The organism is Algibacter sp. 2305UL17-15, from assembly GCF_040720935.1.
GTDB lineage: Bacteria > Bacteroidota > Bacteroidia > Flavobacteriales > Flavobacteriaceae > Jejuia.
Genome location: NZ_JBFDAE010000012.1, coordinates 47,916 through 73,868, shown reverse-complemented (window position 1 = coordinate 73,868; position 25,953 = coordinate 47,916). Strand labels below are relative to the sequence as shown.

Here is a 25,953-nt window from a genome sequence, read left to right as displayed (position 1 = left end):
CACTAGACTTATCAAAACGCAACATAATATATTAAACGTACACTCCATTGAATCATTTGGAACCCATGATGGCCCAGGTGTAAGAATGGTTATTTTTCTTCAAGGCTGCAAATTAAAATGTTTGTATTGTCATAATCCAGATACTATTGATACCGCCGGAGGAAAATCATATCCTATTGAAGAGCTTGTAGAAATGGCTGTAAAAATGAAACCTTACTTTGGTAAAAAAGGAGGCGTAACCGTTTCTGGAGGTGAACCTTTACTACAATCAAAAGCTTTAATTCCCTTTTTTAAGAGACTTAAAGAAGAAGATATTCATACCAATATTGATACAAACGGTAGATTGTTAAATCATTTTACTGAAGAATTATTAGATGAGTATGCTGATTTGGTCATGCTGGATATTAAGCACATGACTGAAGCAGGTTATGAGTTTATAACCGGACAGCGTAACAAAGAAACGACGTTTAATTTCGCAAAGCATAGAGAAGCATCAGGAAAAAAAATGTGGTTGCGGTATGTTTTGATTCCTGAAATCACAAACACACCTGAATTGTTGCATGCTATGGGCGAATACTTTAAAGATTATAAAACTATTGAAAAAATTGAAATTCAGCCTTATCATAAATTGGGCATCCATAAATGGGAATCCTTAGGTTGGGATTATGAATTGAAACATGCTCGTGAAAACACAAGAGAGGAACTTGATGCTGCAGTAGCAATTTTAAAAAACTATTTTAAAGAAGTAAAAGTGAATTAATGAGTGTTGTAAACGCAACATTCAAACAATACGTATTATGAAAACACAAAAACTAAAAAACCGATGGCTTATAGCTGCTTCTGCGGTGGGAATCCATATTTCAATAGGCTCAGTATATGCTTATTCGGTAATGACCAACCCCGTTAAAGATATTTTTGATGTTGATGGAAGTGTGATTAAATGGGCATTTAAAATAGCCATTTTATTATTAGGGCTTTCAGCAGCATTTTTAGGTAGATGGGTTGAAAAAGTAGGGCCAAAAGTAAGTGGAACAACAGCAGGTATTTTTTACGGTGTTGGTATCTTAGGTTCTGGATTAGCGGTTCAGTTAGAGTCGTTATGGCTATTTTATCTTTGCTACGGTGTTATAGGCGGTATCGGGTTAGGTCTCGGTTACATCACGCCAGTAAGTACTTTAGTGAAATGGTTTCCAGACAGACGTGGTTTGGCTACTGGTATGGCAATTATGGGCTTTGGTTTTGCAGCTTTAATATTCGGTCCGGTAATGCAATCACTTTTTGATTCAGTAGGTGTTTCAAATGCATTTTACATCTTAGGACTTATTTATATGGTCTTAATTTTATCTTCTGCAAGATATATTGAAAGACCTCCAGAAGGTTATTTACCAGATGGTTTCAAACCAGGGGAAGGTAAGACCATTAAAAAGGATATGTCAAACATTACTGCTAACGCCTCTTTAAAAACACCACGTTTTTATTACATCTGGATTATGATGTTTATAAACATTGCGTGTGGTATCGCTATTATTTCGGCCGCAAGCCCAATGATGCAAGAAAAACTGAATTATACACCTATGGAGGCTGCGGCTATTGTAGGTTTTATTGGCGTCTTTAATGGCTTGGGTAGAATTATGTGGTCAACATTATCTGATTATTTAGGACGTGCAAACACTTATATTCTGTTTTTTGCATTCCAGATTTTAGCATTTTACTTCTTACCAAAAATGACGATGGAGCTAAGTTTCTTGATTGTATTGTTTACGGTAATAACCATGTATGGCGGGGGTTTTGCAACCTTGCCAGCGTTTTTGGGAGATTTATTCGGAACAAAACAATTAGGTGCCATTCACGGCATGGTCTTAGCATCTTGGGGATTAGCAGGTGTTGTAGGGCCAACTATTTACGATATGGTTAAAAATGCAACAGGTTCATTAGATACCACTCTAGAGGTTTTTGCAGGATTATTTATTATCGCTTTAATTGTGTCCTTATTGATGAAGCGCAATATAAATAGAGCTTATAAGAAGATGGACGAAGAAGAAGCTGAAGCATTGAAGATTGCTTAAAAGTTAAACTAAAAATCTTTTTCATAATTATTTAGTAGTCAGAAAGCCCCGAAATAAATTAATTTATTTCGGGGCTTTCTTTATTTTAGATGAGGTGTGTTTTACTTCTCAATCCAAAGACGAGCATTCACAAAAGCTTCCAACCAAGGAGACACTTCATCTTTTCTACCATCGGGATAATTCGCCCAATTCCATTGAAACGTAGAACGCTCGATATGTGGCATGGTTACTAAATGACGACCTGTTTTATCACACATCATCGCGGTGTTAAAGTCTGAACCATTTGGATTATGCGGATAGCCGTTATAACCATATTTAGCTACAATTTGATAGTTGTCTTCTGAAAATGGTAGTTTAAATTTGCCTTCGCCATGGGAAATCCAAACCCCTAAAGTAGTTCCTGCTAGTGTTGAAAGCATTACCGAATTATTCTCTTGAATTTTTACTGAAGTGAATGAGCTTTCGTGTTTATGCGACTCGTTATGATGCATTTTTCCATGGACTTCATGCTCTGGATTAATGAGGTCTAATTCCATCCATAATTGGCAACCATTACAAATTCCAACTGAAAGTGTGTCTTCTCTTGCGAAGAAATCCTTAATAACCTTATTCGCTTTCTTATTATATTTAATAGCACCTGCCCAACCTTTTGCAGACCCTAAAACATCAGAGTTAGAAAAACCCCCAACAGCTCCTAAAAACTGAATATCTTCTAAAGTTTCACGACCAGAAATTAAGTCGGTCATATGTACATCTTTCACATCAAAACCGGCTAAATACATAGCGTTTGCCATTTCGCGCTCGGAGTTTGAACCTTTTTCACGAAGGATGGCTGCTTTTGGACGCTTACCGTCATTACGAGGAGTTTGCGACGAAGTAATCTCATCCTTTGAAGCAGAAGATTGCTTCGTTGCACTCGCAATGACATCTTTAAGTTTTCCTGTGAAATGTTTTGGGAATGTATATTTTAAAGGTTGATTTTTGTAATTATCAAATCTATCTTTTGCTAAACCATTTGCGGTTTGTTTTTGGTCTAATAAATAAGATGTTTTATACCAAACATCTCTCAATTCAGAAACATCAAAAGAAAAGTTGTCTTCATTGTTTTTGATATTTACCTTTCCAGAGTCATTGGCAGTTCCAATATTAAAAAACTCAATATTATTTTCAGCTAAAACAGTTTCTATGAAAGCGTCCCCTTGAAAAACAAGTCCTGAATTTTCAGCAAACAACACTTTTATTGAATCTTCTTCGTTCAATCCAGAGATATCCAAATCTGCACCTAAGTTGACATCAGCAAAACATAGTTCTAATAAGGTGGTAATTAATCCACCAGAAGCCACATCGTGTCCAGACGAAATTTTATCCGCTTTAATTAAATCTTGAATGGTATTAAAAGTGTCTTTTACAAAGCTTGAATTTTTTACATCTGGAGCTTCATTTCCAATCGTATTTAAAACTTGGTTGAATGAACTTCCTCCTAATTTAAAATCATCTTGAGAGATATTAATATAGTAGATGTGTTGTCCGTTTTGTTTTAAAACTGGTTCTACAACTTTAGAAATTTCATTACAATTCCCAGCAGCAGAAATAATAACCGTTCCAGGAGAAATAACTTCATCATCTTTATATTTCTGTTTCATGGAAAGCGAATCCTTTCCAGTAGGTACATTGATGCCTAGATCAATTGAAAATTCTGAAATCGCTTTAACAGCTTTGTATAAACGTGCATCTTCGCCTTCGTTTTTGCAAGGCCACATCCAGTTTGCAGAAAGTGAAATTGAGGCTAAATTATCTTTTAAAGGTGCCCAAATGATATTCGTTAACGCTTCAGTAATAGAATTTCTACTGCCTGCTTCTGGATGAATTAAACCAGAAATAGGCGAGTGGCCGATAGACGTCGCAATACCTTCTTTTCCTTTAAAATCGAGTGCCATAACACCCACATTATTTAACGGAATTTGTAACGGCCCTACACATTGTTGTTTGGCAACTTTACCACCAACGCAACGGTCAACTTTATTTGTTAACCAATCTTTACAGGCTACAGCTTCCAGTTGTAACACTTGTTCTAAATAGATGTGTAAGTTTTTGGTTTTATATCTTGAATTCTTATAATTCCGTTCAACAGTTTTATCCGTCAAAATAGTTTTAGGCGAACTGCCAAACATATCTTCAAGGGCTAAATCCATAGGTTTATCGCCTGTGGTTTCAGACTCGAAAGTAAATCTGTCGTTTCCAGTCACTTCTCCAACATCATAAATTGGAGAACGCTCTCTATCTGCTATTTTATGTAGGGTATCTAAATGTTTTTCGGCAATAACCAATCCCATGCGTTCTTGAGATTCGTTTCCAATAATTTCTTTTGCAGATAATGTTGGATCGCCAACAGGCAGTTTGTCTAGATTTATTTTTCCGCCAGTATCTTCTACAAGTTCAGATAAACAATTCAAATGGCCACCAGCTCCATGATCGTGAATAGATACGATGAAATTCTCATCGCTTTCTACCATCCCCCGAACCGCATTCGCAGCACGTTTTTGCATTTCTGGGTTAGAGCGTTGTACCGCATTCAATTCAATTCCAGAAGCAAATTCTCCTGTATCTGCAGATGACACCGCGGCGCCGCCCATGCCTATGCGATAATTTTCGCCACCAAGAATTACAATTTTATCACCTGTTTTTGGTGTGTCTTTTAAAGCTTGTTCTGCTTTGCCGTAACCAATGCCACCAGCTTGCATTATCACTTTATCAAACCCTAATTTTCTCGGTTTTGAGGTGCTAGACGCTGCATTTTCATTATGCTCAAAAGTTAATACCGAACCACAAATTAATGGTTGCCCAAATTTATTTCCAAAATCTGAAGCACCATTGGACGCTTTTATCAGGATATCCATTGGTGTTTGGTATAACCAATCTCTAGCTTCAAATTTTTGTTCCCAAGGGCGGTTTTCTTCCAATCGCGAATAACTCGTCATATAAACCGCAGTTCCTGCTAATGGCAACGAACCTTTTCCGCCAGCAAGTCTATCTCTAATTTCTCCACCAGCACCTGTTGCAGCACCATTAAAAGGCTCAACAGTAGTTGGGAAATTATGTGTTTCCGCTTTCAGCGAAATCACAGCATCAAAATCTTGTGTGGTATAATAATCAGGAACATCAGCACGTTTTGGTGCAAATTGTTCCACTTTTGGACCTTTTACAAAAGCCACATTATCTTTATATGCCGAAACAATATCGTTAGGATTAGCTTCCGAGGTTTGCCGAATCATTCTAAAAAGCGACACAGGTTGCTCTTCGCCATCAATTACAAATGTTCCGTTGAAAATTTTATGGCGACAATGCTCCGAATTCACCTGGGAAAATCCAAACACTTCAGAATCGGTTAATGGGCGACCAATTTTCTTTGCCACACCTTCCAAATACACCACTTCTTCATCGCTTAACGATAAACCTTCCTGCGCATTATAAGCTGCAATATCCTCAATATTTAAAATGGGTTCTGGCTTAATATCGATGGTGAAAGACTCTTGATTCAATCCATCAAATTTTTCAGAAATCATAGGATCAAAATCCGAAAAATCCTCTGCAACCGCTTCAAATTCCTCAATTCTGATAATATCAGAAATCCCCATATTTTGAGTAATTTCCACAGCATTAGTACTCCAAGGCGTAATCATAGCAGCACGTGGGCCAACAAAAAAAGCATCTAAAGATGCTTGATTTATTTTAGGTTGATTGCCAAATAACCACGTTAATTTAGAGATGGTTTCGCTAGATAATTCTTTTGTTGTTTGAACAGCAAACACTTTGCTGGTTACGTTTCCAAAGAAATGAATCATTTATGTATTGATTTGTGTATGTTTAAAGAAAGTGCAAAAATACACTTTTTTCACGATTTGATGTTGCTTTTTTATGTCGAAGCGCACGCGGTTATTAACAGGATTTTTAACAGTTGTTTGTTCTGCTAAATTTCAATTGCTGAGATTTCTATCGTCCGCAGGAATGAAATAATACTTGAATTTTTATGTGAAATAGAAACTCTGCTATCATTAAGTCATGCTTATTTGTAACAGGGTTTTTGATTGGAGTTTTATTTGTTATATCCGCATGTTGCCTGCTGGGTTTTTAAACGTGTTTTAATAACTCTTCTACTAATTCAAAAACTGTTGTTGTAGATTCTTCTTTAGCAGGATTTGAATGGTTGTGTTGTTTATAATTTCTATCTGCTCTATATATTGCTAAATCCACTCTTTTCTTATCAGTTTTTTTATCATAGCCATTTAACAGTTCAAAGAAATCTTCATTAATGAATTTACTTTTTTTGCCATCGTAGTCTATTTTAAATGGTTTGATTAATTGATTTATTTTATCATCATAATCATTTCTATGCATACCACCACCTTGATGATCATCAAAGTGAAGTATTAACCAATATTCGAATGCTTGATTAGAATAAGCAACTCCAAAATTATTAGCTTTTGCCATTATTATAGCATTGTTGAAATCATTATCGCTAAAATCATCTTTATCGAACACACACCATACTTGCCCATAACTCTTTTCGTTAGAAAGTTGAATAGCTCTATTTACTAATGAAATTGTGTTATATCCTTCTCCTACAGGTTTTACAGTAGCAGAAGACAGTCTAAATTGATTAAAATATGAGGGTTCTGTATTTTCTCCTTCGCATACAATTAAAATTGTAGGCTTTTCTGTTAGAATTGGTATTGCTCTTTCAAAGTCTGGTTCGATCTTTCTTTTTTTCTTTAATTGCTCTTTGTGTCTTTTTTTCGCCGCAATTTGTTCCTCCCTTTTATTTTTCATTTTCATACTGCAAAAGGATATTATTTAAATTTTCGAAAAAACCTAAAAAAGGAACTGCTCCATATTTTCCTCTTATATAATTATCTTCAAATGATTCACTTTTTTTAACTTCATCAGATTTGAAATCCGCTAGAGAATATAGTTTAGCCTCCCCATATTTATTTTTATCGGTAAACCAAATTTGGTCTCGTCTAAACAATCCAGTACTTAAAAGGTTAGTATCGTGAGTGTTAAATATTAATTGAGCATTTTTTTTATTTAGTTCATTAGAATTAAATAATGATACAATTCTACATACTAAATTAGGATGAAGTTTTGAGTCCAATTCATCAATTACAAGAGTGTAACCATTTTCAATTACATCTAAAATTGGACCTGTTAGTGCAAAATATTTTCTAGTACCTGATGATTCATCGTCATCAAGAGAAAAGCTTATATTATCAATAGGTCTTCCTTTTGCATCATACTTTTTGTGTGTTGTTATAACATCCGAAATATATTCAGCTTTTTCGTCATTAATCTCTCGAAGAATTTTATCCTTAATTTCCTTAGGTAAATCCTTTGGTAATTTGTCTATATCTAATTTTTGTAATTGAATATCTCTAATACCTAAATCTGCCGCTTTAAGTAAATCAAGAATTTTAGCTTTGTGAATTGGATCTTCTGTTTTACTCATTGTATAACCTTGATAACCGGATTCATTTAACCCAGAAAGAGTTTTTAATCTTTTAAACCAATCAAGGACATTGATCGAAGTCTTATCATTAAATTGTGCAGCAACTGAAACTAGAAGAGCATTGTCTCTAACTAGTCCTTCTTTTATTACGGTTTTACCTTTAGAAAAATTTCTTCCGTGAGTATCGAATTTATTATTATCTCTGTAAAATAATTCAATTTCTTTAGTCTTTGGTTTATGAAATAACCATTCTGAAACAACTTTAGTTTTTGTAGCTTCAAATCCATATCTGTATTGTACATCTTTGTGGATAAAGATTATCTCAAACTCTGAAGGTTGATTTTCAGTTTCGCTATTAAGTCTAAAAGGATGAACATCAATTTTATCTCCCTTTTGTCCTTCTTTAGAGCTATTTATGACGTAATGTCTCATAAACCCAAACGCATCAAGTAACTTACTTTTTCCACTTGCATTTGCACCATAAACCACGGCGCTTTTTAATAACCTTAATCCAAACTTTTCGTTATAATAAATATTTTCATTTTCACGAGTAACTTTATCGTAATTAGATGCGATAAAACTCAAAACTGCACTTTCTTTGAAAGTTCTGTAATTTTTTATTGAAAATTGTAGAATCATAGTCCTAAATTTCTTTATTAGGCTACAAAAATACAAACTATTTTTTAGTAAAATGTAAAATAAGATATGTTTTGAGTTGAAATAAGTTGTAAATGAAATATATTTTGAGTTTTATTGGCTTATAGCTAACTTGACATTCAGTAGCTTTTGTTACATATACTCTGTAAATACAACCAATCTTTCCTACAATCAAAACCAAAAAAATCCTGATAGTTGCCCATCAGGATTTTTTAATTCTTTCAATTACACAATTTTATAATCAATCTTCATCCATGTCCATTATCAAATTAGCAATTAAGGCGGTCCATCCTGTTTGATGCGATGCACCTAAACCTTTACCGTTGTCTCCATCAAAAAACTCATAAAACAAATGCAAGTCTTTAAAATGTTCATCTTTAGAAAAATGCTTGTCCGTATTATCAGAATGGTATTGGAATTTACCATCTCCATTAGCCTCAAATAATTTTACCAATCGTTTTGTAAGTTCGTTTGCAATTTGCTTAAGGTTCAGTTTTTTACCAGAACCTGTAGGGAATTCATATTGATATTCATCGCCATAAAATGTATAATATTTACGTAACGACTGAATAATCATATAATTAAGCGGCATCCAAATAGGGCCACGCCAGTTAGAATTACCTCCAAACATATTCGATTGACTCTCACCAGATTCGTATTGAATTTGATGATGCCCATGATGTTGAAACACAAAAGGATGTTTTTCATGGTATTTGGACAATGATCGAATTCCATAATCAGATAAGAATTCATCTTCATCCAATAAACGTTTTAGCAAGTGCTCCAACCTAAAACCACGCATAATGGCGAACAGGTAATTACCATCTTCATTGGGTGCGTTTAAATTGGTTATCAACGATGCCAAATCTGGACGGGTTCTTATAATTTTGTTTGCTCTATCCCTAAAATCCTGTAATTCTTCAAATAGGTCCTTATGCATAATCTCTGCTGCAAACATTGGGATAACACCAACTAGAGAGCGAACTCTTAGTCTTTCAGTCGTGCCGTTTTCCATTTCAACAACATCATAGTAGAAGTTGTCTTCATCGTCCCAAAGCGAAATATCTTTTTTTCCGATATGATGCATTGCCGAAGCAATATTTAAGAAATGCCTAAAGAATTTTGCCGCCGATTCCTCATATATGTTATTGGTCTTTGCCAATTCGAACGACATGCGTAACATGTTTAGCGTAAACATCGCCATCCAACTGGTGGCATCTGCTTGTTGCATTCTTGCAATGCCTGGAGGCATATGGTTACGGTCAAACACCCCAATATTATCCAATCCTAAAAACCCACCTTCAAACAAGCTAGTACCACTTTTATCTTTTTGATTGACCCACCACGTAAAATTGATAAGTAGTTTTTGGAAAGCTTTTTCTAGAAATTTAGTATCACCTTTACCAGTATATTTTTTGTCTTTTTCATAAACATTCCAAACCGCATACGAGTGTACGGGCGGATTCACATCACTAAAATTCCACTCGTAAGCAGGAATTTGTCCATTAGGATGCATGTAGTTTTCCTTTAAAACCAAAAGCAATTGTTCTTTGGCAAAAAACGGATCTACTTCTACAAACGACGCCATATGAAACGCCAAATCCCAAGCTGCATACCACGGATATTCCCATTTATCTGGCATAGAAATGACATGTCTGTTGGTCAAGTGCTGCCAATCGTAATTTCGCATGTTAGATCGATGGGGCTTGTTCTCTCCGGGACCACCAAAAAGCCACTTATGCACATCGTTATAGTAAAATTGTTTGGTCCATAATAAGCCAGAAAACGCACTTTTTGCAATAGCTTGGTGGGTTTCAGGAATTTCAGATGCTATAGTTTCATTGTAGAATTCCTCACATTCTGTAATTCTGTCGTGAAATATAGCATCAAAATCTACCCAAGGATTTTCCAGTTTCTTTTTACTTAAACGTACTTTTACCGTTTTTTCCTCGCCCGCTTTCAGTTTGAATTTATGCCAAACAGCCATTTTCGAGCCGTTCTTTTTCGGATTTACAGTCGGTTTTCCATTAACCACATGATCGTTTATACCATCTTTTACATATTTAACATCATTCTTAAAATTGTAAATAAGCTTATTATTGGTCTCGTTGTCACAGAACAACTGTTCGCCACCTTCATTATAAAAATAATAGCTCCCATTTCTTTTACTTTTGGAAACTACTGAAGAGTCTGAAACAGATTTTATGTTCGGACGTGTATGTCGAGTGTTATGTTTCCAGAAATTACGAAACCAAAGATGTGGCAATACATGAATAGTGGCTGCCTTTTTACCTCGGTTTACAACCGTAACTTTCATTAAAATATCGTCTATATCGGCTTTGGCATATTCAATATAACAATCAAAATAGGCATTGTTTTTAAATGCCGGCGTGTCTAATAATTCATATTCAAATTGATCCCGACCCGTTCTGTTTTTACTAACCAAATCGCCATATGGAAACGCACCATGCGGATATTTATAGAGGTATTTACTATACGAGTGCGTTGGCGAGGACACTTGGTGGAAATACAATTCCTTAACGTCCTCTCCATGGTTTCCTTGGTTGTTGGTCAAACCAAACAAACGCTCCTTTAAAATGGGGTCTTTACCATTCCAAAACGCAGGTGCTAAACACAAAATTTCTTTATTATCGGTAAAACCACCTATGCCTTCTTCTCCCCAACGGTAGGCGTTACTTCGGGCTTTTTCGTGGTCTATAAACTCCCAAGATTCCCCGTGTTCGCTATAATCTTCTCGTACGGTGCCCCATTGTCTTTCGGCCAAATAAGGTCCCCATTTTTTCCAGTTTTTATAAGTGTCAGCAACTGCTAATCGTTGTGCTTCTATACCTTTTTGAATCATGTATTTTATATATAAGAGATGTGCAATTTACTAGTAAGCCTATAAAACAAGTTCATGTTGTGTTAAGTGCTTGTTCTCATAGAGATTAGTGCAAAAATAACGTTAATTGTTAAAATATGGTTATGAAGTTTTAAAGTATTGACTAATTGATTTTTTTAATGGCCTGCTTTATTATTTCTCGCAAAAAAAAGGGGTAAAAATTGTTGAACTGATAGTCTTAAAAACAACACTTAAGCAGAAATGGGTTGTAATTTTAATTATTTGGGCGTTACCCCGAAAAGGGGTCGGGCTTTCCACTATATCTTTTTTTTAACGTCATTGCGAGGAGTGAGCGACGTGGCAATCTGTATAAGCTTTGTTCTAAGCCTCAGTTTTGGTATTGTTTTAAAAAAAAGGATGCCGCTGCAATCCCTAACGCAAACCAGTCAGCAGTTGGCAGTATCCAGTCCGTAAACATTTTGTGTACTTGAAAATTGAGTTCTATCTAATCAGCTAAACAAATAATTTATTCTTCAATTAGTAAATAAATATTGAAAAGGGCTCTGTTGGACCCACCCCTTAATCCCTCCCAGGAGGGGAAACTCATACGCTACAGTTTCCCTCCTAATAAGGAGGGATTAAGGGAGGTGTGAAATTTTTAATTATTTTTTACGCCAGAAATTACAAACTTGTAGTAGTTGGGTATGTATAAAAAAAGCACAACTATTCACTTGCTTAAACCATAAAAATTCTAACGCAACTATCCGCCAAGGTCCTTGCTTAACCAATGGTTTTGTCATTCCTGCGAAGGCATATAACCACTTTAGGAAAAGACATGTTTTGATTTGTAATGCCACTAAGCGCAGATTAGCGGCAGCAGGGTATGATCTGAAAGAATAGTTATTCGAATATGGCTCTTTAATACCCTTAAGCAGTAATAAAACCTCTCTGATTTTGTTTGAAATATAGATAGATTTCCCTCTTATTTTTACGCGTTCCTTAAGCACTCAATAATAAGGAGTGTATGAGGTTGGTGGTGATACCACTTGATATTCTGATTGAAGAAAAGTAACAAGATCAATAAGTTCCTGAACAGTCATAATTTCATTGTAATTCTTCATCTTTGAAAGGCCTCCTTCGGTAGAGGTTTTTTGATTGTAGAATGATGCGATTTTGTGAGAAGGATTAATTACTGAAGTAACCAGTTCTCCATAGGTTTTTGGAGCTGTTACTTCGCCACCAAGATGTATTTTTAGATTATCGTTTCCGCCTTTCCATTCAATATTTGGAATACTATGACATTCATAACATACCAATCTCTTATAGGTCGCTTTTCCCTGTTCAATATCGCCTTCAGGCAATGCAAATCCACGCGACTGCTTAACACAGCTGCTTATTAGTAAGCTCCCACATAACAGGACAAACACCATTAAATAATTCGAAAGATCGATTGAGAATTTATTTCTAATAGTCATAACCGGGTGTTTTAAATTAATGATTTAATGCACCATAGTACATTTATTAAATTAAAGGTAATGATTAAAAAAAACAGAAAAAATGATCTTCATCAGTCTTGGGACTGATTTTTATCAAGGCGGTGTATCACAAACTGCAAGGCACTATTTTTGGGTTAGATAACAGATAGAGATACGTCCTGATAGCCATTGGGGAATAGATTTACTCTCTTATGGCTATTACTTTTAAAGCCATGTTTAGATTGGATCATTTTTTAAATTGTTTTGATTCCTACTTGTTTAGGAATGACAGAACGTATCAAAAATACTTATTTAAAATAGAAACCACCGAACCATAATACGACCGCCCAAACATATTCAAATGCACCAACAAATAATACAGTTGATAAATTTCTATTCTTGCTGAAGTCTGTTCTTCAACAGGAAAATCTCTATGGTAAGACTCGTAAAACGAACTGCCAAAACCGCCAAATAATTTACTCATTGCAATATCAACCTCATAATGTCCGTAATACAAAGAAGGGTCAACCAAATAAGGCTTACCATCCAACGAAATTAAATAATTACCACTCCATAAATCACCATGGAGTAAAGCGGGTTTGATGTTTTCAAAAAGAGGTTTAAGTTGTTTTTTTATGTGTTCTATGTTTGGGCATTCCAAACTTTTAAGCAAGCCCTTTTGTTTGGCTAGATCTAATTGGGGTAGTAAGCGCTCGTATGTATAAAAATCCTCCCAGGTATTATGCTTAGTATTGCTTTGTGGTAAGCGACCAATAAAATTATCTTGATCTAACCCGAAATTCTCAGAAGTACATTGGTGTAGTCGTGCCAATTGCTCACCAAGATTTTTATAATCCTTGGCCGAGGGTGATTTAGATTCGATAAACTCCAGCAATAAAAACGCTGAATTCTCAAAACTATCGCAACCTAAAACGTTTGGTGTTTTTATGGTGTTGGTTTTGGCTATAGTTTGTAATCCGTAAGCTTCGGTTTGAAACATGGTTAATGCATCTGGAGCGCTGTTTAGTTTTAAAAAGTAACTGTTGTTTGCTGTTTCAATGCGGTAGGCTTGGGAGATGTCGCCACCGCTTACAATACTTATATTGGTAAAGGATTCGCTTAGTAAATCTGATAAGTATATTTTAAAATCAGTATTCATGATTTAAAAATAGCCATATTTTCGTCAATCTGAACTTGTTTCAGGTTCTCATTTTATTTGTAAGTTTAAAAGATTCTGTAACAAGTTCAGATTGACAAGGTATTAACCTTTTCTTTCCAAAAGAGCCATATAAAACCCATCAAATCCACTTTCGTGAGCCAACACTTTTTTATCTTTTACAAACTCAAAATTAGCACCTGCTTCAGATTTTAAAAAGGCTTCCACTTGCTTTTGATTTTCGGATGGTAATACGGAGCATGTAGCATAAACTAATTTACCTCCTGTTTTTACCATTTTGGAGTATTGTTGCAAAACATCCTGTTGCACGCCTCTAATTTTGTCTAAAAACTCTGGTGCTAATTTCCATTTGGCATCGGGGTTGCGGCGAAGAACGCCTAAACCTGAACATGGGGCGTCAATCAACACACGGTCTGCCTTATCGTATAATTTTTTGATGGGTTTTGTAGAGTCAATCACTTTTAAATCGACATTATGTACACCGTTACGTCTGGCTCTTATTTTTAATTTTTTGAGCTTACTTTCGTAAATGTCCATGGCAACAATTTGTCCTTTGTTTTCCATTAAAGACGCAACGTGCAATGTTTTTCCGCCTGCGCCTGCACAAGTATCTACCACTTTCATGCCTGGTTTTACATCTAAGTAATCGGCTACCAATTGTGAGGAGGCATCTTGCACTTCAAAATAGCCTTTTTTAAAGGCATCAGTTACAAAAACGTTGGCACGTTCTACAAGTTTTAATGCAGAGTTGTAACCTTTTATGAATTCGGTTTCTATGCCTTCGTCAGATAGTATATTCTGTAAATTTTCCTTTGTGGTTTTTAAGGTGTTGGTTCTTAAAATAACGTCTGCTTGTTGGTTTTGCATTGCTATTTCTTTGGTCCATTTGGTTTCGCCTAATTCGGACAAACCAATGTCGTCCATCCAATCTGGAATGGATTCTCTTAGTTTTCTAACTTTTGAAAGCTCATCAAAACGGCCTTTTATTTTTCGCGTTGGAGTGTTTTCGAAATATTTCCAGTCTGGTAATGTGATGCCATTTAGGGTTGCCCAAACGGCAAACATGCGCCATAGGTTATCACGATCAAAAGGTTCTTTTACTTCTGCTATTTCTGCGTATAGCCGTTTCCAGCGTACAATGTCGTATGTGGTTTCGGCAACGAAGCCTCTGTCTCGTGCGCCCCAACGTTTGTCGCGCTTCAAGAGTTGTTGTATGACTTTATCGGCGTATTTACCTTCGTTGAAGATTAGGGTTAATCCGTCTATAACTGCAAAGCAGAGGTTTCTGTGTAATCGCATGGTGTTTTATTGAGGGTGCAAAGGTACGTTTTAATGTTGGATTTTTGATTTGTTTGTGGGTTTAAAAACGTGTGGTTATTTGTGATGAATTGGAGCGTTTTGTCATGTCAAGGGCAGTGGACATCTCATAATATGGGGTTTGATTTGCTAATGAGTTTCCCCTCCGAAGGAGGGGTTAGGGGAGGCTTTTTTTTATTACATTGCTAACTCTTGCGGATTGGGTTTAACTTTGTTTTTAGAAATTGCTTTTGCGGACTTGTCGCGTTAAGGATTGAAGTGGATAGCCCACAGCCCGACGTAGGAGGCGCGAGGACTTGTAACGGAAAGCCTGACCCGATAGGGTAACGCCCAAAAAATAATTACCAAGCACAAGTTTTTATTTTTTCAAGCATCTAAACTTGTACAAGTTTAATTTTAATATTTGACGGAACACGAATTTATAGCGGGACTTAAAAACCATAATGCGAATGCGTATGGGAGGTTGTTGGATGATTTTCAGCAGAAGGTGTTTGCGACTTGTATTTCGTTTGTGCCCAACAAAGAGGATGCGGAGGATATTGCGCAGGAGGTGTTTGTAGAGGTGTTTAATTCCATTGGGAAGTTTAAAGGGAATTCGAAATTATCGACTTGGATTTACCGAATTACGACCAATAAGTGTTTGGAATTTATTAGAAAACGCAATACGAAAAAGCGGTTTGGGTTTATGCAATCGATTACGGGGAACGCGATTCCTGTGGATAAGACGAGCTACTTTACGGAGATGAATCATCCAGGAATTATTTTGGAAAATAAGGAGAAAAGTGAAACTTTGTTTTATGCGATAAATCAGTTGCCCGAAGCTCAAAAGGTGGTGTTTACCTTGCATAAAGTGGACGGGAAAAGTTACCAAGAGATTAGTGATATTACGGAGAAAAGTGTCAGTTCGGTGGAGTCTTTGATGTTTCGGGCGAAAAAGAATTTACAGAAACTTCTGGAAAATTTTTATAAAAATGAAAACTGACGCAAGTTTTATAAACTTAGTGCATCTAAATATTTGATATGGAAACAAATAACAACCTACAACAACAAATTGACGAGACCTTAAATGTTTTGGATAACATTAAGGAAGTTAACGTGTCTCCTTTTTTTAAGGATAAAACCATGAACGTTTTATTTGCAGAAAATAAGGAGACGCAAAATACAATATGGGCTTGGTTTACGCCCCAATTGCAATTGGCCACTTTAGCTTGTGTGGTGATTTTGAACGTAATTGCGTTTACTAAATTGGAAACGGCTTCCGATTATGAGGAAAATGTAAGTGAATTTGCCACATCTTATGGCTTGTCCGAAAGTGAAGATTACAGCTTAATTTTAAACAATTAATTATGCGAAAAAATTTACCCTTATATATTTTACTCATTTTTTTGATTGTGGTAAATGCCTTTTTTCTTTATAATTATTTAGGCAGAGGTGAAACCAAGCAACAAACTAATGAACATAGACCTCCAGGAACTTTTTTGGTTAAAGAGCTTGGTTTTGATGATATACAAAAGGAACAGTTTAGGGCATTGACTCGTGAACATCGGCAAAAAATCCGTGGAATTTCTGATGACATTCGGGAGCTTAAAGATGTGTTTTTTGGTGGTTTGTCCGATACGGCTTCGGAACATATTAATCGGGATTCTATAGCTTCATTGATTGGAGATTTAGAAGCGACCAAGGATTTGGAAGTGTACCGTCATTTTAAGCAAGTTCAGGAATTATGCAATGACAGCCAAAAAGAAAAGTTTGGAAAAATTATTCAAGATGCACTCAGGCGTGGGGGCAGGGAACAGGGGCCTCCTCATGGAAATAGACCAGATGGTGATAGACTCCCTAGACCTGAAAACAGGGATGGCATTTGGCCACCGCCACGCCCAAATCAATAAGATTAAAATGTTAAAGACGCTCAGTTCAGAGCGTCTTTTTTATTTATGAGTTTTTTAACAGTTGCGTCCACAAGTTTAAAAATAGTAAAGCATCTAAAAACTCATAACAATAAAATTTATACTAATGAAACGAGAAAAATTGAGGATCGTACTATTGATTTTAGGAGTAACATGTTTTGTGGCAAATAGTTCTTTTGGACAATCAGAAAACAAAGGCGATAGAAAGGAGCGTCCAACTTTTGAACAATTACTAGAAAAGATGGATGCCAACGAAGATGGCAAATTATCAAAGAAAGAAGTAAAAGGCCCTTTAAAAAAGAATTTTGATGAAGTTGATGCTGATGAAGATGGATTTATTACAGAAGAGGAATTAAAGAAAGCTCCTAAGCCAAAAAGAAGAGAAAGAAACTAGAAAAAAACACTAAAACCTAAGCATATGAAAATAATAAACAAACTTAAATCGATATCTAAAACATCAATTTTTATAATGTTCGCATTATGTGTTATTGGATGTAGTAATGATGACACATCGGGAGAAGTTGAAATGGAAGAGGAAGAAGAAGTTGTTATTGATGATACAGATTTCGAAGCTACAGATTGGACAGATGCAACGCATAGTAAAAGTGCAGACCCGGATTTTAGCGAGGTTTTTGAAGACAATACTGTAAAAAGACTAGACATAGTTATTGCAGAAGCGCGTTGGCAAAGTATGTTGAATGATATGACAGCAACGTATGGCACTTTTGGTTCTGGTGGACGTGGCGGTTTAATTGAAACCGATGAAAATCCAATTTTTGTGCCCGCCGAGGTGTTTTATAACGATAAGCAATGGTATCGTGTAGGTGTGCGCTTTAAAGGAAACTCTAGCTTACAATCCAGTTGGAGAAATGGGATTTTAAAGTTATCATTCAAATTAGATTTTGATGAGTTTGAAGATGATTATCCACAAATTGATAACCAACGATTTTATGGTTTTAAAAAATTAAGCCTTAAAAATAATTTTAACGACAGGTCTATGCTACGCGAAAAAGTGGCTGGTGACGTATTTAGAAATGCAGGATTGGTAGGGTCTCATACGGCATTTTATACGCTTTATGTAGATTATGGCGAGGGCCCTCAATATTTTGGGTTATATACTTTAGTTGAAGAAGTTGACGATACGGTTATAGATGAGCAGTTTTCTGATGATGATGGTAATTTATACAAGCCAGATGGCGATGCGGCAAGTTTTGCGGCAGGCACGTTTGATGAAGGTGAGTATGAGAAAAAAACCAATGAAGATGAGGCTGATTTCTCGGATGTCCAAGCGTTATTAACGGCCATTAATGATAATATTAGAACTACAGATGCCGGAACTTGGAGAGCAAACCTAGAAACCGTTTTTGATACGGACGTGTTTTTAAAATACTTAGCAGTAAATACCGTCATTCAAAATTGGGATACCTATGGGCGTATGACACATAATTATTTTTTGTACAATAATCCAGATACTGAAAAATTAACTTGGATTCCTTGGGATAATAATGAAGCGTTACAAGATGGAAAAAGAGAAGGTTCATTAGCATTGGATTTTTCAGATTTGAATACGGCACAATGGCCTATAATTGGATATATGTATCAAGATGAAGTTTACAGAGCTAAATACGAAACGTATCTTCAAGAAGTTATAGACGGTGCTTTTAATACGGGTAGTATGCAAACGCTTTATGATTCATATTCTGCTCTAGTAGAGCCATATGCAACTTCAGAAGTTTCAGGATATACATTTTTAAATTCGCCTGCTGATTTTCAAACGGCTGTTAATCAGTTAAAAAGTCATGTTTCAGCACGAACATCAGCTGTAAACAGTTACTTAAATAAGTAATATATTACAAGTTTTATGCTGAAACTGCATCTAAATGGCCAATACAAAAGATCTTAAAGTTATGAGTAAATATATTTGTGTCATAGGAATTATTGCAGCAAGTGTGTTGTTGGCCTGCAATAGCCATGTAGCTACTAATATGCATCATCATGATCATGAGGAAAATCATTCTCATTCCCAAGCAAGAGAAAACACATCAATGCAACAGAATGCTTATTTTGGAGATTACAGCCTCAATGATGAGAATTTTGGAACTAAAACAACTGTAGTTGTTAATGGTGAAACCCGCAAAATGGTAACCAATGCATTACCAAATCATAAAACAGGAGAATATCCAAGAAAAGGAAACCCAAATACTATTTCGGCACAAAACAAATCGTATTCGTTTCCTGTAAATCCAAAATATACAGGAACCCCTCAATGGGTTAGAGAACCTGGGGTAGCTTTAAATGGCGTGAAATTTGAGCCAGGAACTGCCGAGGTTGTGGTTTGTGATACAGGAGAAAACTACCGTGTTGAAGCTTTTCAAGATATGATAAATTTGGGTCTTGATTTTAATAACGCTCACGTACAGCCGACAGGTGCTTATCATTATCATGGAAGTCCAACATCAGTTATTGAAAATTTTGATACAGGCGAAGATTTAGTGCATGTAGGTTTTGCACATGATGGTTTCCCGATGTATTACTCAAAAAGCGGTGCTTACAAACCAAGTTATGAATTAGTAAAGGGTACTCGCGAGGGCGAAAATTGTACATATACCAATCCTAAAAAAACTTTAGATATTGCAGTAGATGGTCATCACAATGGCACATACACATCAGATTTTGAATATGTTGAAGGCACGGGGGATTTAGATGAATGTAACGGTATTAGCATTGCTGGAAAATACATGTATTTGGTGACCAATGAGTTTCCTTATGTGAGTAGGTGTTTAATGGGGGAAGTTGCTCAAGAAACACAAAGAGGTAATAGTAGCGGTGGAAGACAAAGGGGAGAAGATCATTTTAAACAAATGGATAGTAACAAAGACGGAAAGCTTTCTCAAAATGAAATCAAAGGGCCTCTAAAGGCTCATTTTTCTGAAATAGATACTAATGATGATGGGTATTTAACTCAAGAAGAATTAGAAAAAGAAGTAATACAGAAGGGGAGACGACGTAGAAACCGATAAATTTTCGATATAATCGCAAGTTTTTTTTGGGTAACGCATCTAAATAAATAAACTAGAGAAAATGAAACATCCATGGCAGGGTTTTGCCACCCAAGGGAAAGATTAAATGGATGCTGCATGTGACCAATGAAAAAACAATAAATTATAAACACATGAAAAAGATATTTAAAAGCCCACAGATTATTGCAAGCCTATTATTTCTAGTCGTTTTTGCGCTTATATCGTGCAGTAGTAGCGATGATAGTGCTGGCGACGAAATGCAAGAGGAAGAAGAAATGCTTGGTGATACTGATTATGATATTAGTGCTATCCTTTCTAAATTTGAAGGTACAGGTTTGTCGTACGCCGTTAACGGAAACACGGTAACATTTACAACTGCCGATTTACCAAATCATACAAGTCCGTATTGGCCAACAAACAATCCACTTTATGAAGCTTATAATGGGACGAACTCAAGTTGGAATAAAAACCCAAATGAAATAGCAGAGCAAAATATTGTATTTACAATAACTCTAAATCCAAAAGAAGCAACAAGTAAACAAGCAACACCTTTAGGACCTATTGGTATTTCAAGAAATGGTGTGGTGTTTTTTAATCAATATGCCGGCCCAGATCAGCCATTGACCAACGAAATTAATTCTTTCGATCAGTATTTAGGACATCCAACAGGTCGAGATCAGTACCATTATCATATCGAGCCCACATATCTCACTCAGGAATTTGGAGAAGATGCTTTTTTAGGATTGTTGGCAGATGGATTTCCCGTTTATGGTCCTGTTGAAAATGGCAAAACCATTACGAATAGCGATTTAGATGTTTATCACGGACATGCTTCAGTAACACCAGATTTCCCAGAGGGTATTTATCACTATCACATTACAAGTGAAGATCCCTATATAAATGGTAACGGCTATTTTGGAACATCTGGAAATATTTCTCGTTAATTGAAATTGAAAAGTTTATATATCGCCCTAATTTGTTTGATGACTTTTAGTTGTAATACGTCTTCTACCTCACAAATTGTAGATGTTTTGGATATAAATTTGAAGCTGGATAATGGTATTTTATTTTATGACGAAGTACCTTTTAAAGGCATATTGGTTTCTTATTATGACCCTGAAAACCTAAAGTCTAAAATTGAATATGCAGACGGAAAGAAGCACGGTTTGGAAACCCAATGGTATAGAAATGGAGATAAAATGATTGAACGTTTTTATAGAGAAGGTTTTAAAACGGGAATTCATAAATCTTGGTGGCAAGATGGCACTCAAAAGTTTGAATATCATTTTAATGAAAAAGGGGAATTTCATGGTATTGTAAAAGAATGGTACAAGAACGCACAGATTTTTAGAGACTTTAACTATGTCGATGGAAAAGAATTGGGAAGTCAACGTATGTGGAAAAATGATGGCACCATTAAAGCCAATTATGAAGTTGTAAACGGCGAACGTTTTGGATTGATAGGTTTAAAAAAATGTTATACTGTAAAAGAGAATGAAGATGAAATTAAATAAAACCGTCATTCCTGCGAAGTCAGGAATCTCAAGAATTGAAAGAACGCAATGTCTTTTTGGTATATTGATTTTAATCCTTTCGTTTTCATGCAAAGGAAAGGATGGAGAAAATATATCTCATAAAATAACAAAATTGCCCTATTTCAATTCAGCAGATTTTACTCCAGAATGGGAAACTCCAAAGCATAAAATTCCAGAATTCTCTTTTGTAAATCAAAATGGAGAAACCATTACAAATACAACATATAAGGACAAAATTTATATCGCCGATTTCTTTTTTACGAGCTGTCCAGGTATTTGTCCAACACTCACTAAAAACATGGCAACTATTCAAGACGCTTATAAAGAAGATAATGACGTCATGTTGCTGTCCCATACCGTGATGCCATGGCGGGATTCTGTGCCTTTATTAAAAGCGTATGCCGAAAAACATCATGTAAATTCTAGCAAATGGCATTTAGTTACTGGCAATAAAGATGCACTTTATAACATCGCAAGAAACGGTTATTTTGCTGATGAAGATTTTACAAAAACACAAGATGAAAGTAACTTTATACACACCGAAAATTTCGTTTTAGTAGATAAACATGGTTATATACGAGGTGTTTATAACGGTACCTTACCCATTGATGTCGAGCGCTTAAAACGACATATAGAGATACTTAAGAAGGAAGTTTGATGTGATTGATAGCTCGTTTTTTTCCTAAAAGAAATTGTCGAGAACAATAAAAAAAAGGAGAAGCATTAACCTCTCTCTTTTCTACGTTTTTTATACTCTTCGAGCATTTTCTTTTTAAAATCGTCTTCGGCTATTTTAAGCAGAATTATTTTTTTCGCGGGAAGTATTTCCAAAAGCTTTTTAGACAAATCCATGCGCAGTTTGTGCATACGTGATTCGGCATCATTGAGTTTAGCTATAATTGCACTAGCTTGCTCGTTGGTCATTGTGTCACTATTTTCCCGGATTTCTTTTCGAACGGATTTTATGTCTTCAAATTTAATTTTGAATGTTTGTTTGTCAAACTCATTGTAAACAGGCCAAAACTGTTGCGCTTCTTTAGCCGATAAATCTAATTTTTCAGTAATAAAAGAGACTTTAAGTGCTTTTATGCGTTCTCTGTGTTTGTGTTGCGCTGTTATGTTTAATGTCACTAACAGCAGAACTATGGGGAGTAATTTTTTCATTTTAATTGTTTTATTCTATCATTAATACTTCAATATCTGCATTATCCAATAGATATTCTTCAAGATTGTCGTGATCCAAATTATAGTCTATAAAAAGGTCCTCGTTCATTTGTTCTTCCGTAAGTAACGAAGCTATTTCATAAGAACTTATGTTTTCATCTATAATGTAATTTTCAACGGTTTCAGTTTCTAAACTACCAAAAGAGGGTTTCGAATCAAAAATAGAAAGATTAAATAACAACAAAATTGCCGCAGCAATACTGGACACGTAAATAAAGGTTTTCTTGCTGGAAAGCGGAATCACTTTTGTTTCTTTCTTATCAGATACTTTGCCGATAATACGATCTTCCAAGGTTTCAAAATAACCATCAGGGATTTTAAATCCAGTAGCTTTTATATCAGCTAAATTGCTTTCGATATTCAATTTTTTTAAAATCTTTTCATCGAAAGACTCAAAATAATTATCAGGAGCTTTAAATCCGGTTGACTTTATATGATGTAAATTTTCGTTTTTCATTTTAATTCGTATTGCTTATTTGACTAAAAATCAATCAAAAGGTTTAATTGTTAGTTAAATAGGCTTCTATTTTTTTTACTGCAATATGGTAGGATGCTTTGAGTGCACCTTCACTTGTTTCCAATATTTCAGACATGTCTTTATATTTAATATCCTCAAAATACTTCATATTAAATACCAATTGTTGTTTCGTCGGTAAGGTAGCAATGGCTTTTTGTAATTTTAGTTGAATGGCATCGCCCTCGAAATACACATCGGACGTTAAATTATTTATGGCCAATGTTTGCACTTCTTCACTCGAAATCCGTAAACGTTTCGCATTTTTATTGATAAAGGTTATAGATTCATTTGTAGCGATCCGGTACATCCAAGAAAATAATTTACTATCGCCCTTAAAGTTATGAATGTTTTTATAAATCTTTATAAATGTATTTTGAAGCACATCATCAGCATCATCATGAGATTTTACAATATTTCGAATATGCCAATAGAGACGTTCCTTGTAAAGCGATAGTAATGCTCTAAAGGCCTTTTCCTTATGTTGTTCAGATTGTAATTGTGCTACTAGTTGTGCTTCGTCAACCACAAATATTGTTTAGATGTTGGACTAATAAATATAGTAAAAGTTTAAAGCGAAAATATTTAAAAATATCAGAAATTATTAATTAACTGATAATCAAATATTTAAAATTAATTTCATCGATTAAGTGTAAATATGTTCGATTAAATACATTTTTTCTTGTGGTATTAGAAGTTTTATTATAAGTTTGTACCAGAAACCTACTTATATATGTTAGTCGTCCCCAAGTCTGACATGAACAAAAAAAGGATAGTTGCCCCAAATCTCTATCCTTTTTTATTTTTTATACCTGAATGTCTTTCTGAATTTTACTCGAAACTTTGCATTTGAACAAGCTTTTGATAGACACCTTTTTTAGCAATAAGTTCATCATGTTTTCCTTGCTCAACAATTTCCCCTTTACTTAAAACTACAATTTCATCTGCATTTTGAATGGTTGAAAGCCTATGGGCGATAACAATCGAAGTTCTGTTTTTCATCATGTTTTCTAAAGCGACTTGTACTAAACGTTCACTTTCGGTATCCAAAGCTGAGGTTGCTTCATCTAAAACCATGATAGGTGGGCTTTTAAGAACTGCCCTTGCAATACTTAAACGCTGTTTTTGTCCGCCGGATAATTTGTTTCCAGAATCGCCAATATTAGTATCAATGCCTTCGGGCAAATCTTTAACGAATTCCCAGGCATTTGCAATTTTCAGCGCTTCTATAATTTCTTCATCTGTTGCAGATTCTTTTCCTAGTTTTAAATTGTTTTTTATGCTGTCGTTAAATAGAATGGCATCCTGCGTTACAATACCTAATTGTTGACGTAAGGAACTTGTCGTTAAATCTTTTATGTCTATCCCATCTATAAGAATTGAACCTTTATTGACATCATAAAAACGCGTGATAAGGTTTGCAATAGTAGATTTTCCACTTCCAGATTGCCCAACCAATGCCACAGTTTTTCCTTTAGGAATTGTTAGGCTGAAATCTTTAAGCACATATTCATCTTTATATTTGAAGGATATGTTCTTGAATACGATTTCAAAATCAAAACCTTCCTTAACAATTGCATCCGGTTTATCCTTTAGAGGATTTGGTAAATCAATGATTTCTTGGATTCGTTCTGCGGCTGCACCACCTTTTTTAACATTATATAGTCCGCGTGAAATGGCTTTGGCAGGTGTTAAAATATTATAAGACAAGCCCATGTAGATTAAAAATGTACTACCATCCAGCATTGAACCTGCATCGCCACTAAGTACTAAATTACCACCGTACCACAGTATTACAGCAATCATACAAATACCCAAAAACTCGCTTGCCGGAGACGCTAAATTTTGACGATTCAACAATTTATTCGAAAAATGATAAAATCTAGTTGTAGATTCTTGAAAATTAGCGTTGAATTTTTCTTCAGCACTAAAACCTTTTATAATTCGTAATCCTGTTAAAGTTTCTTCTAACGTGGATAAAAAGACACCTTGTTCCTTTTGAACACGATCTGATTTACGTTTTAAACTTTTACCAATTCTTGATATGGTAATGCCCATAATTGGAATAAAAATAAAAACGAACAAAGTTAATTGCGGACTGATATACACCATCGCAATAACGGTAAAAAGAATGGTTAAAGGCTCTCTAACGATGAGTTCTAAAACCGATAAAAACGAATATTGCAAATCTTGTACATCGTTAGTAACTCGTGCTAAAATATCTCCCTTTCTTTGATCTGATAAATAGGACAGTGGCAGTTCAATAGTTTTTTTATAAACCTTGTTTCTTATGTCCCTTATAACGCCATGTCTTAAAAATACTAGAAAATAATTTGCCAAATAACCAGCAATGTTTTTAAAAAAAAACATAATGATAATTAAGCCAATTACAAAAAGGAGTGCTTTAGATTTGTCGCCGCCAGTAAAGACATTCATATTATAAGTTAAAAAGTCTTCAGCATAGGTGCCAAGTTCCGAGAGCCCTTCCCATTGTGGTGGTTGAGACGGAGCGGCGGCAATTTCCTTTCCAAAAATCACGTCAAGCATTGGCTTTAACGCAACCATTGAAAGTGTACTGAATAAAGCAAAAAACACATTAGAAATAATGTGTCCTATGGCATAACTTTTATACGGCTTTGCGTACTTTAAAATATTTGTAAAATGACTCATCTAATGATTCTTATTGTTTTTAAAGGTTAGATGTAACATGTTTAAA

The 25,953-nt window shown here is 35.2% G+C and carries 22 protein-coding genes; 11 read left to right on the top strand and 11 right to left on the bottom strand.

Annotation, left to right across the window (positions count from 1 at the left end; genetic code table 11):
- Positions 1-10 precede the first annotated feature (10 nt).
- Both pflA and ABXQ82_RS13575 read left to right on the top strand, forming a co-directional pair.
- Positions 11-760 carry a pyruvate formate-lyase-activating protein gene (pflA, locus tag ABXQ82_RS13580; protein ID WP_367060822.1) on the top strand — a complete coding sequence of 250 codons (750 nt, stop codon included), beginning with the start codon at positions 11-13 and terminating at the stop codon, positions 758-760.
- Positions 761-797: 37 nt separating this feature from the next.
- Positions 798-2,066: an OFA family MFS transporter gene (locus tag ABXQ82_RS13575; protein WP_367060650.1), complete on the top strand. Its 1,269-nt coding sequence runs from the start codon at positions 798-800 to the stop codon at positions 2,064-2,066.
- Positions 2,067-2,167: 101 nt separating this feature from the next.
- Here the strand turns inward: ABXQ82_RS13575 and purL are convergent, their stop codons facing one another.
- The 7 genes from purL to ABXQ82_RS13540 all read right to left on the bottom strand — a co-directional run bounded on the left by purL (position 2,168) and on the right by ABXQ82_RS13540 (position 15,019).
- Positions 2,168-5,908 carry a phosphoribosylformylglycinamidine synthase gene (gene purL, locus ABXQ82_RS13570; RefSeq protein WP_367060647.1) on the bottom strand — a complete coding sequence of 1,247 codons (3,741 nt, stop codon included), beginning with the start codon at positions 5,906-5,908 and terminating at the stop codon, positions 2,168-2,170.
- A 286-nt stretch (positions 5,909-6,194) separates the two neighbouring features.
- On the bottom strand, positions 6,195-6,893 hold the full coding sequence (locus tag ABXQ82_RS13565; RefSeq protein WP_367060645.1) for an RloB family protein: 699 nt from the start codon (positions 6,891-6,893) through the stop codon (positions 6,195-6,197).
- Positions 6,883-8,208 (bottom strand): ATP-binding protein, encoded by a 1,326-nt coding sequence (locus ABXQ82_RS13560; protein ID WP_367060642.1) that lies wholly within the window; start codon positions 8,206-8,208, stop codon positions 6,883-6,885. The genes ABXQ82_RS13565 and ABXQ82_RS13560 overlap by 11 nt, the downstream gene beginning before the upstream one ends.
- Before the next feature lie 259 nt (positions 8,209-8,467).
- Positions 8,468-11,089, bottom strand: a complete 2,622-nt coding sequence (locus tag ABXQ82_RS13555; RefSeq protein ID WP_367060640.1) for a glucosidase — start codon at positions 11,087-11,089, stop codon at positions 8,468-8,470.
- Positions 11,090-12,075: 986 nt separating this feature from the next.
- Positions 12,076-12,498: a hypothetical protein gene (locus ABXQ82_RS13550; protein WP_367060637.1), complete on the bottom strand. Its 423-nt coding sequence runs from the start codon at positions 12,496-12,498 to the stop codon at positions 12,076-12,078.
- Positions 12,499-12,841: 343 nt separating this feature from the next.
- Positions 12,842-13,702 carry a fructosamine kinase family protein gene (locus ABXQ82_RS13545; RefSeq protein WP_367060635.1) on the bottom strand — a complete coding sequence of 287 codons (861 nt, stop codon included), beginning with the start codon at positions 13,700-13,702 and terminating at the stop codon, positions 12,842-12,844.
- 102 nt (positions 13,703-13,804) lie between these two features.
- Positions 13,805-15,019: a methyltransferase domain-containing protein gene (locus ABXQ82_RS13540; protein WP_367060632.1), complete on the bottom strand. Its 1,215-nt coding sequence runs from the start codon at positions 15,017-15,019 to the stop codon at positions 13,805-13,807.
- Positions 15,020-15,440: 421 nt separating this feature from the next.
- Here ABXQ82_RS13540 and ABXQ82_RS13535 point away from each other — a divergent pair, with 421 nt between their 5' ends.
- The 9 genes from ABXQ82_RS13535 to ABXQ82_RS13495 all read left to right on the top strand — a co-directional run bounded on the left by ABXQ82_RS13535 (position 15,441) and on the right by ABXQ82_RS13495 (position 22,157).
- Positions 15,441-16,019, top strand: coding sequence for an RNA polymerase sigma factor (locus ABXQ82_RS13535; RefSeq protein WP_367060629.1), 579 nt, complete (start codon positions 15,441-15,443; stop codon positions 16,017-16,019).
- Between the two features lie 38 nt (positions 16,020-16,057).
- Positions 16,058-16,381: a hypothetical protein gene (locus ABXQ82_RS13530; protein WP_367060626.1), complete on the top strand. Its 324-nt coding sequence runs from the start codon at positions 16,058-16,060 to the stop codon at positions 16,379-16,381.
- 2 nt (positions 16,382-16,383) lie between these two features.
- Positions 16,384-16,926: a hypothetical protein gene (locus ABXQ82_RS13525; RefSeq protein WP_367060623.1), complete on the top strand. Its 543-nt coding sequence runs from the start codon at positions 16,384-16,386 to the stop codon at positions 16,924-16,926.
- Between the two features lie 124 nt (positions 16,927-17,050).
- A complete protein-coding gene (locus tag ABXQ82_RS13520) occupies positions 17,051-17,338 on the top strand; it encodes an EF-hand domain-containing protein (protein WP_367060620.1) in 288 nt (95 codons plus the stop codon).
- Positions 17,339-17,362: 24 nt separating this feature from the next.
- Entirely contained in the window at positions 17,363-18,790 is a 1,428-nt protein-coding gene (locus tag ABXQ82_RS13515) for a CotH kinase family protein (protein WP_367060617.1), read from the top strand.
- 61 nt (positions 18,791-18,851) lie between these two features.
- Positions 18,852-19,964, top strand: coding sequence for a YHYH protein (locus ABXQ82_RS13510; protein WP_367060614.1), 1,113 nt, complete (start codon positions 18,852-18,854; stop codon positions 19,962-19,964).
- Positions 19,965-20,116: 152 nt separating this feature from the next.
- Positions 20,117-20,908 (top strand): YHYH protein, encoded by a 792-nt coding sequence (locus tag ABXQ82_RS13505; RefSeq protein WP_367060611.1) that lies wholly within the window; start codon positions 20,117-20,119, stop codon positions 20,906-20,908.
- 39 nt (positions 20,909-20,947) lie between these two features.
- On the top strand, positions 20,948-21,478 hold the full coding sequence (locus ABXQ82_RS13500; RefSeq protein WP_367060608.1) for a hypothetical protein: 531 nt from the start codon (positions 20,948-20,950) through the stop codon (positions 21,476-21,478).
- Positions 21,465-22,157, top strand: coding sequence for an SCO family protein (locus ABXQ82_RS13495; RefSeq protein ID WP_367060605.1), 693 nt, complete (start codon positions 21,465-21,467; stop codon positions 22,155-22,157). The genes ABXQ82_RS13500 and ABXQ82_RS13495 overlap by 14 nt, the downstream gene beginning before the upstream one ends.
- A 65-nt stretch (positions 22,158-22,222) precedes the next feature.
- Here the strand turns inward: ABXQ82_RS13495 and ABXQ82_RS13490 are convergent, their stop codons facing one another.
- The 4 genes from ABXQ82_RS13490 to ABXQ82_RS13475 form a co-directional block, all read right to left on the bottom strand.
- A complete protein-coding gene (locus tag ABXQ82_RS13490) occupies positions 22,223-22,663 on the bottom strand; it encodes a sensor of ECF-type sigma factor (protein WP_367060602.1) in 441 nt (146 codons plus the stop codon).
- 10 nt (positions 22,664-22,673) lie between these two features.
- The gene (locus tag ABXQ82_RS13485) at positions 22,674-23,180 is read right to left on the bottom strand and encodes a hypothetical protein (protein ID WP_367060599.1); all 507 of its coding nucleotides are present in this window, start codon (positions 23,178-23,180) and stop codon (positions 22,674-22,676) included.
- Positions 23,181-23,223: 43 nt separating this feature from the next.
- Positions 23,224-23,766, bottom strand: coding sequence for an RNA polymerase sigma factor (locus tag ABXQ82_RS13480; RefSeq protein WP_367060596.1), 543 nt, complete (start codon positions 23,764-23,766; stop codon positions 23,224-23,226).
- Positions 23,767-24,068: 302 nt separating this feature from the next.
- Positions 24,069-25,907 carry an ABC transporter ATP-binding protein gene (locus tag ABXQ82_RS13475; protein ID WP_367060593.1) on the bottom strand — a complete coding sequence of 613 codons (1,839 nt, stop codon included), beginning with the start codon at positions 25,905-25,907 and terminating at the stop codon, positions 24,069-24,071.
- Between the last annotated feature and the right edge of the window lie 46 nt (positions 25,908-25,953).

Coding starts and splice junctions, on each gene's coding strand:
- ABXQ82_RS13500 (WP_367060608.1), top strand. CDS start 20,948: ATGACTTTTAGTTGTAATACGTCTTCTACCTCACAAATTGTAGATGTT.
- ABXQ82_RS13540 (WP_367060632.1), bottom strand. CDS start 15,019: ATGCGATTACACAGAAACCTCTGCTTTGCAGTTATAGACGGATTAACC.
- ABXQ82_RS13565 (WP_367060645.1), bottom strand. CDS start 6,893: ATGAAAAATAAAAGGGAGGAACAAATTGCGGCGAAAAAAAGACACAAA.
- ABXQ82_RS13485 (WP_367060599.1), bottom strand. CDS start 23,180: ATGAAAAACGAAAATTTACATCATATAAAGTCAACCGGATTTAAAGCT.
- ABXQ82_RS13520 (WP_367060620.1), top strand. CDS start 17,051: ATGAAACGAGAAAAATTGAGGATCGTACTATTGATTTTAGGAGTAACA.
- ABXQ82_RS13510 (WP_367060614.1), top strand. CDS start 18,852: ATGAGTAAATATATTTGTGTCATAGGAATTATTGCAGCAAGTGTGTTG.
- ABXQ82_RS13515 (WP_367060617.1), top strand. CDS start 17,363: ATGAAAATAATAAACAAACTTAAATCGATATCTAAAACATCAATTTTT.
- ABXQ82_RS13525 (WP_367060623.1), top strand. CDS start 16,384: ATGCGAAAAAATTTACCCTTATATATTTTACTCATTTTTTTGATTGTG.
- ABXQ82_RS13555 (WP_367060640.1), bottom strand. CDS start 11,089: ATGATTCAAAAAGGTATAGAAGCACAACGATTAGCAGTTGCTGACACT.
- ABXQ82_RS13495 (WP_367060605.1), top strand. CDS start 21,465: ATGAAATTAAATAAAACCGTCATTCCTGCGAAGTCAGGAATCTCAAGA.
- ABXQ82_RS13505 (WP_367060611.1), top strand. CDS start 20,117: ATGAAAAAGATATTTAAAAGCCCACAGATTATTGCAAGCCTATTATTT.
- purL (WP_367060647.1), bottom strand. CDS start 5,908: ATGATTCATTTCTTTGGAAACGTAACCAGCAAAGTGTTTGCTGTTCAA.
- ABXQ82_RS13530 (WP_367060626.1), top strand. CDS start 16,058: ATGGAAACAAATAACAACCTACAACAACAAATTGACGAGACCTTAAAT.
- ABXQ82_RS13560 (WP_367060642.1), bottom strand. CDS start 8,208: ATGATTCTACAATTTTCAATAAAAAATTACAGAACTTTCAAAGAAAGT.
- ABXQ82_RS13545 (WP_367060635.1), bottom strand. CDS start 13,702: ATGAATACTGATTTTAAAATATACTTATCAGATTTACTAAGCGAATCC.
- ABXQ82_RS13550 (WP_367060637.1), bottom strand. CDS start 12,498: ATGGTGTTTGTCCTGTTATGTGGGAGCTTACTAATAAGCAGCTGTGTT.
- ABXQ82_RS13475 (WP_367060593.1), bottom strand. CDS start 25,907: ATGAGTCATTTTACAAATATTTTAAAGTACGCAAAGCCGTATAAAAGT.
- ABXQ82_RS13490 (WP_367060602.1), bottom strand. CDS start 22,663: ATGAAAAAATTACTCCCCATAGTTCTGCTGTTAGTGACATTAAACATA.
- ABXQ82_RS13575 (WP_367060650.1), top strand. CDS start 798: ATGAAAACACAAAAACTAAAAAACCGATGGCTTATAGCTGCTTCTGCG.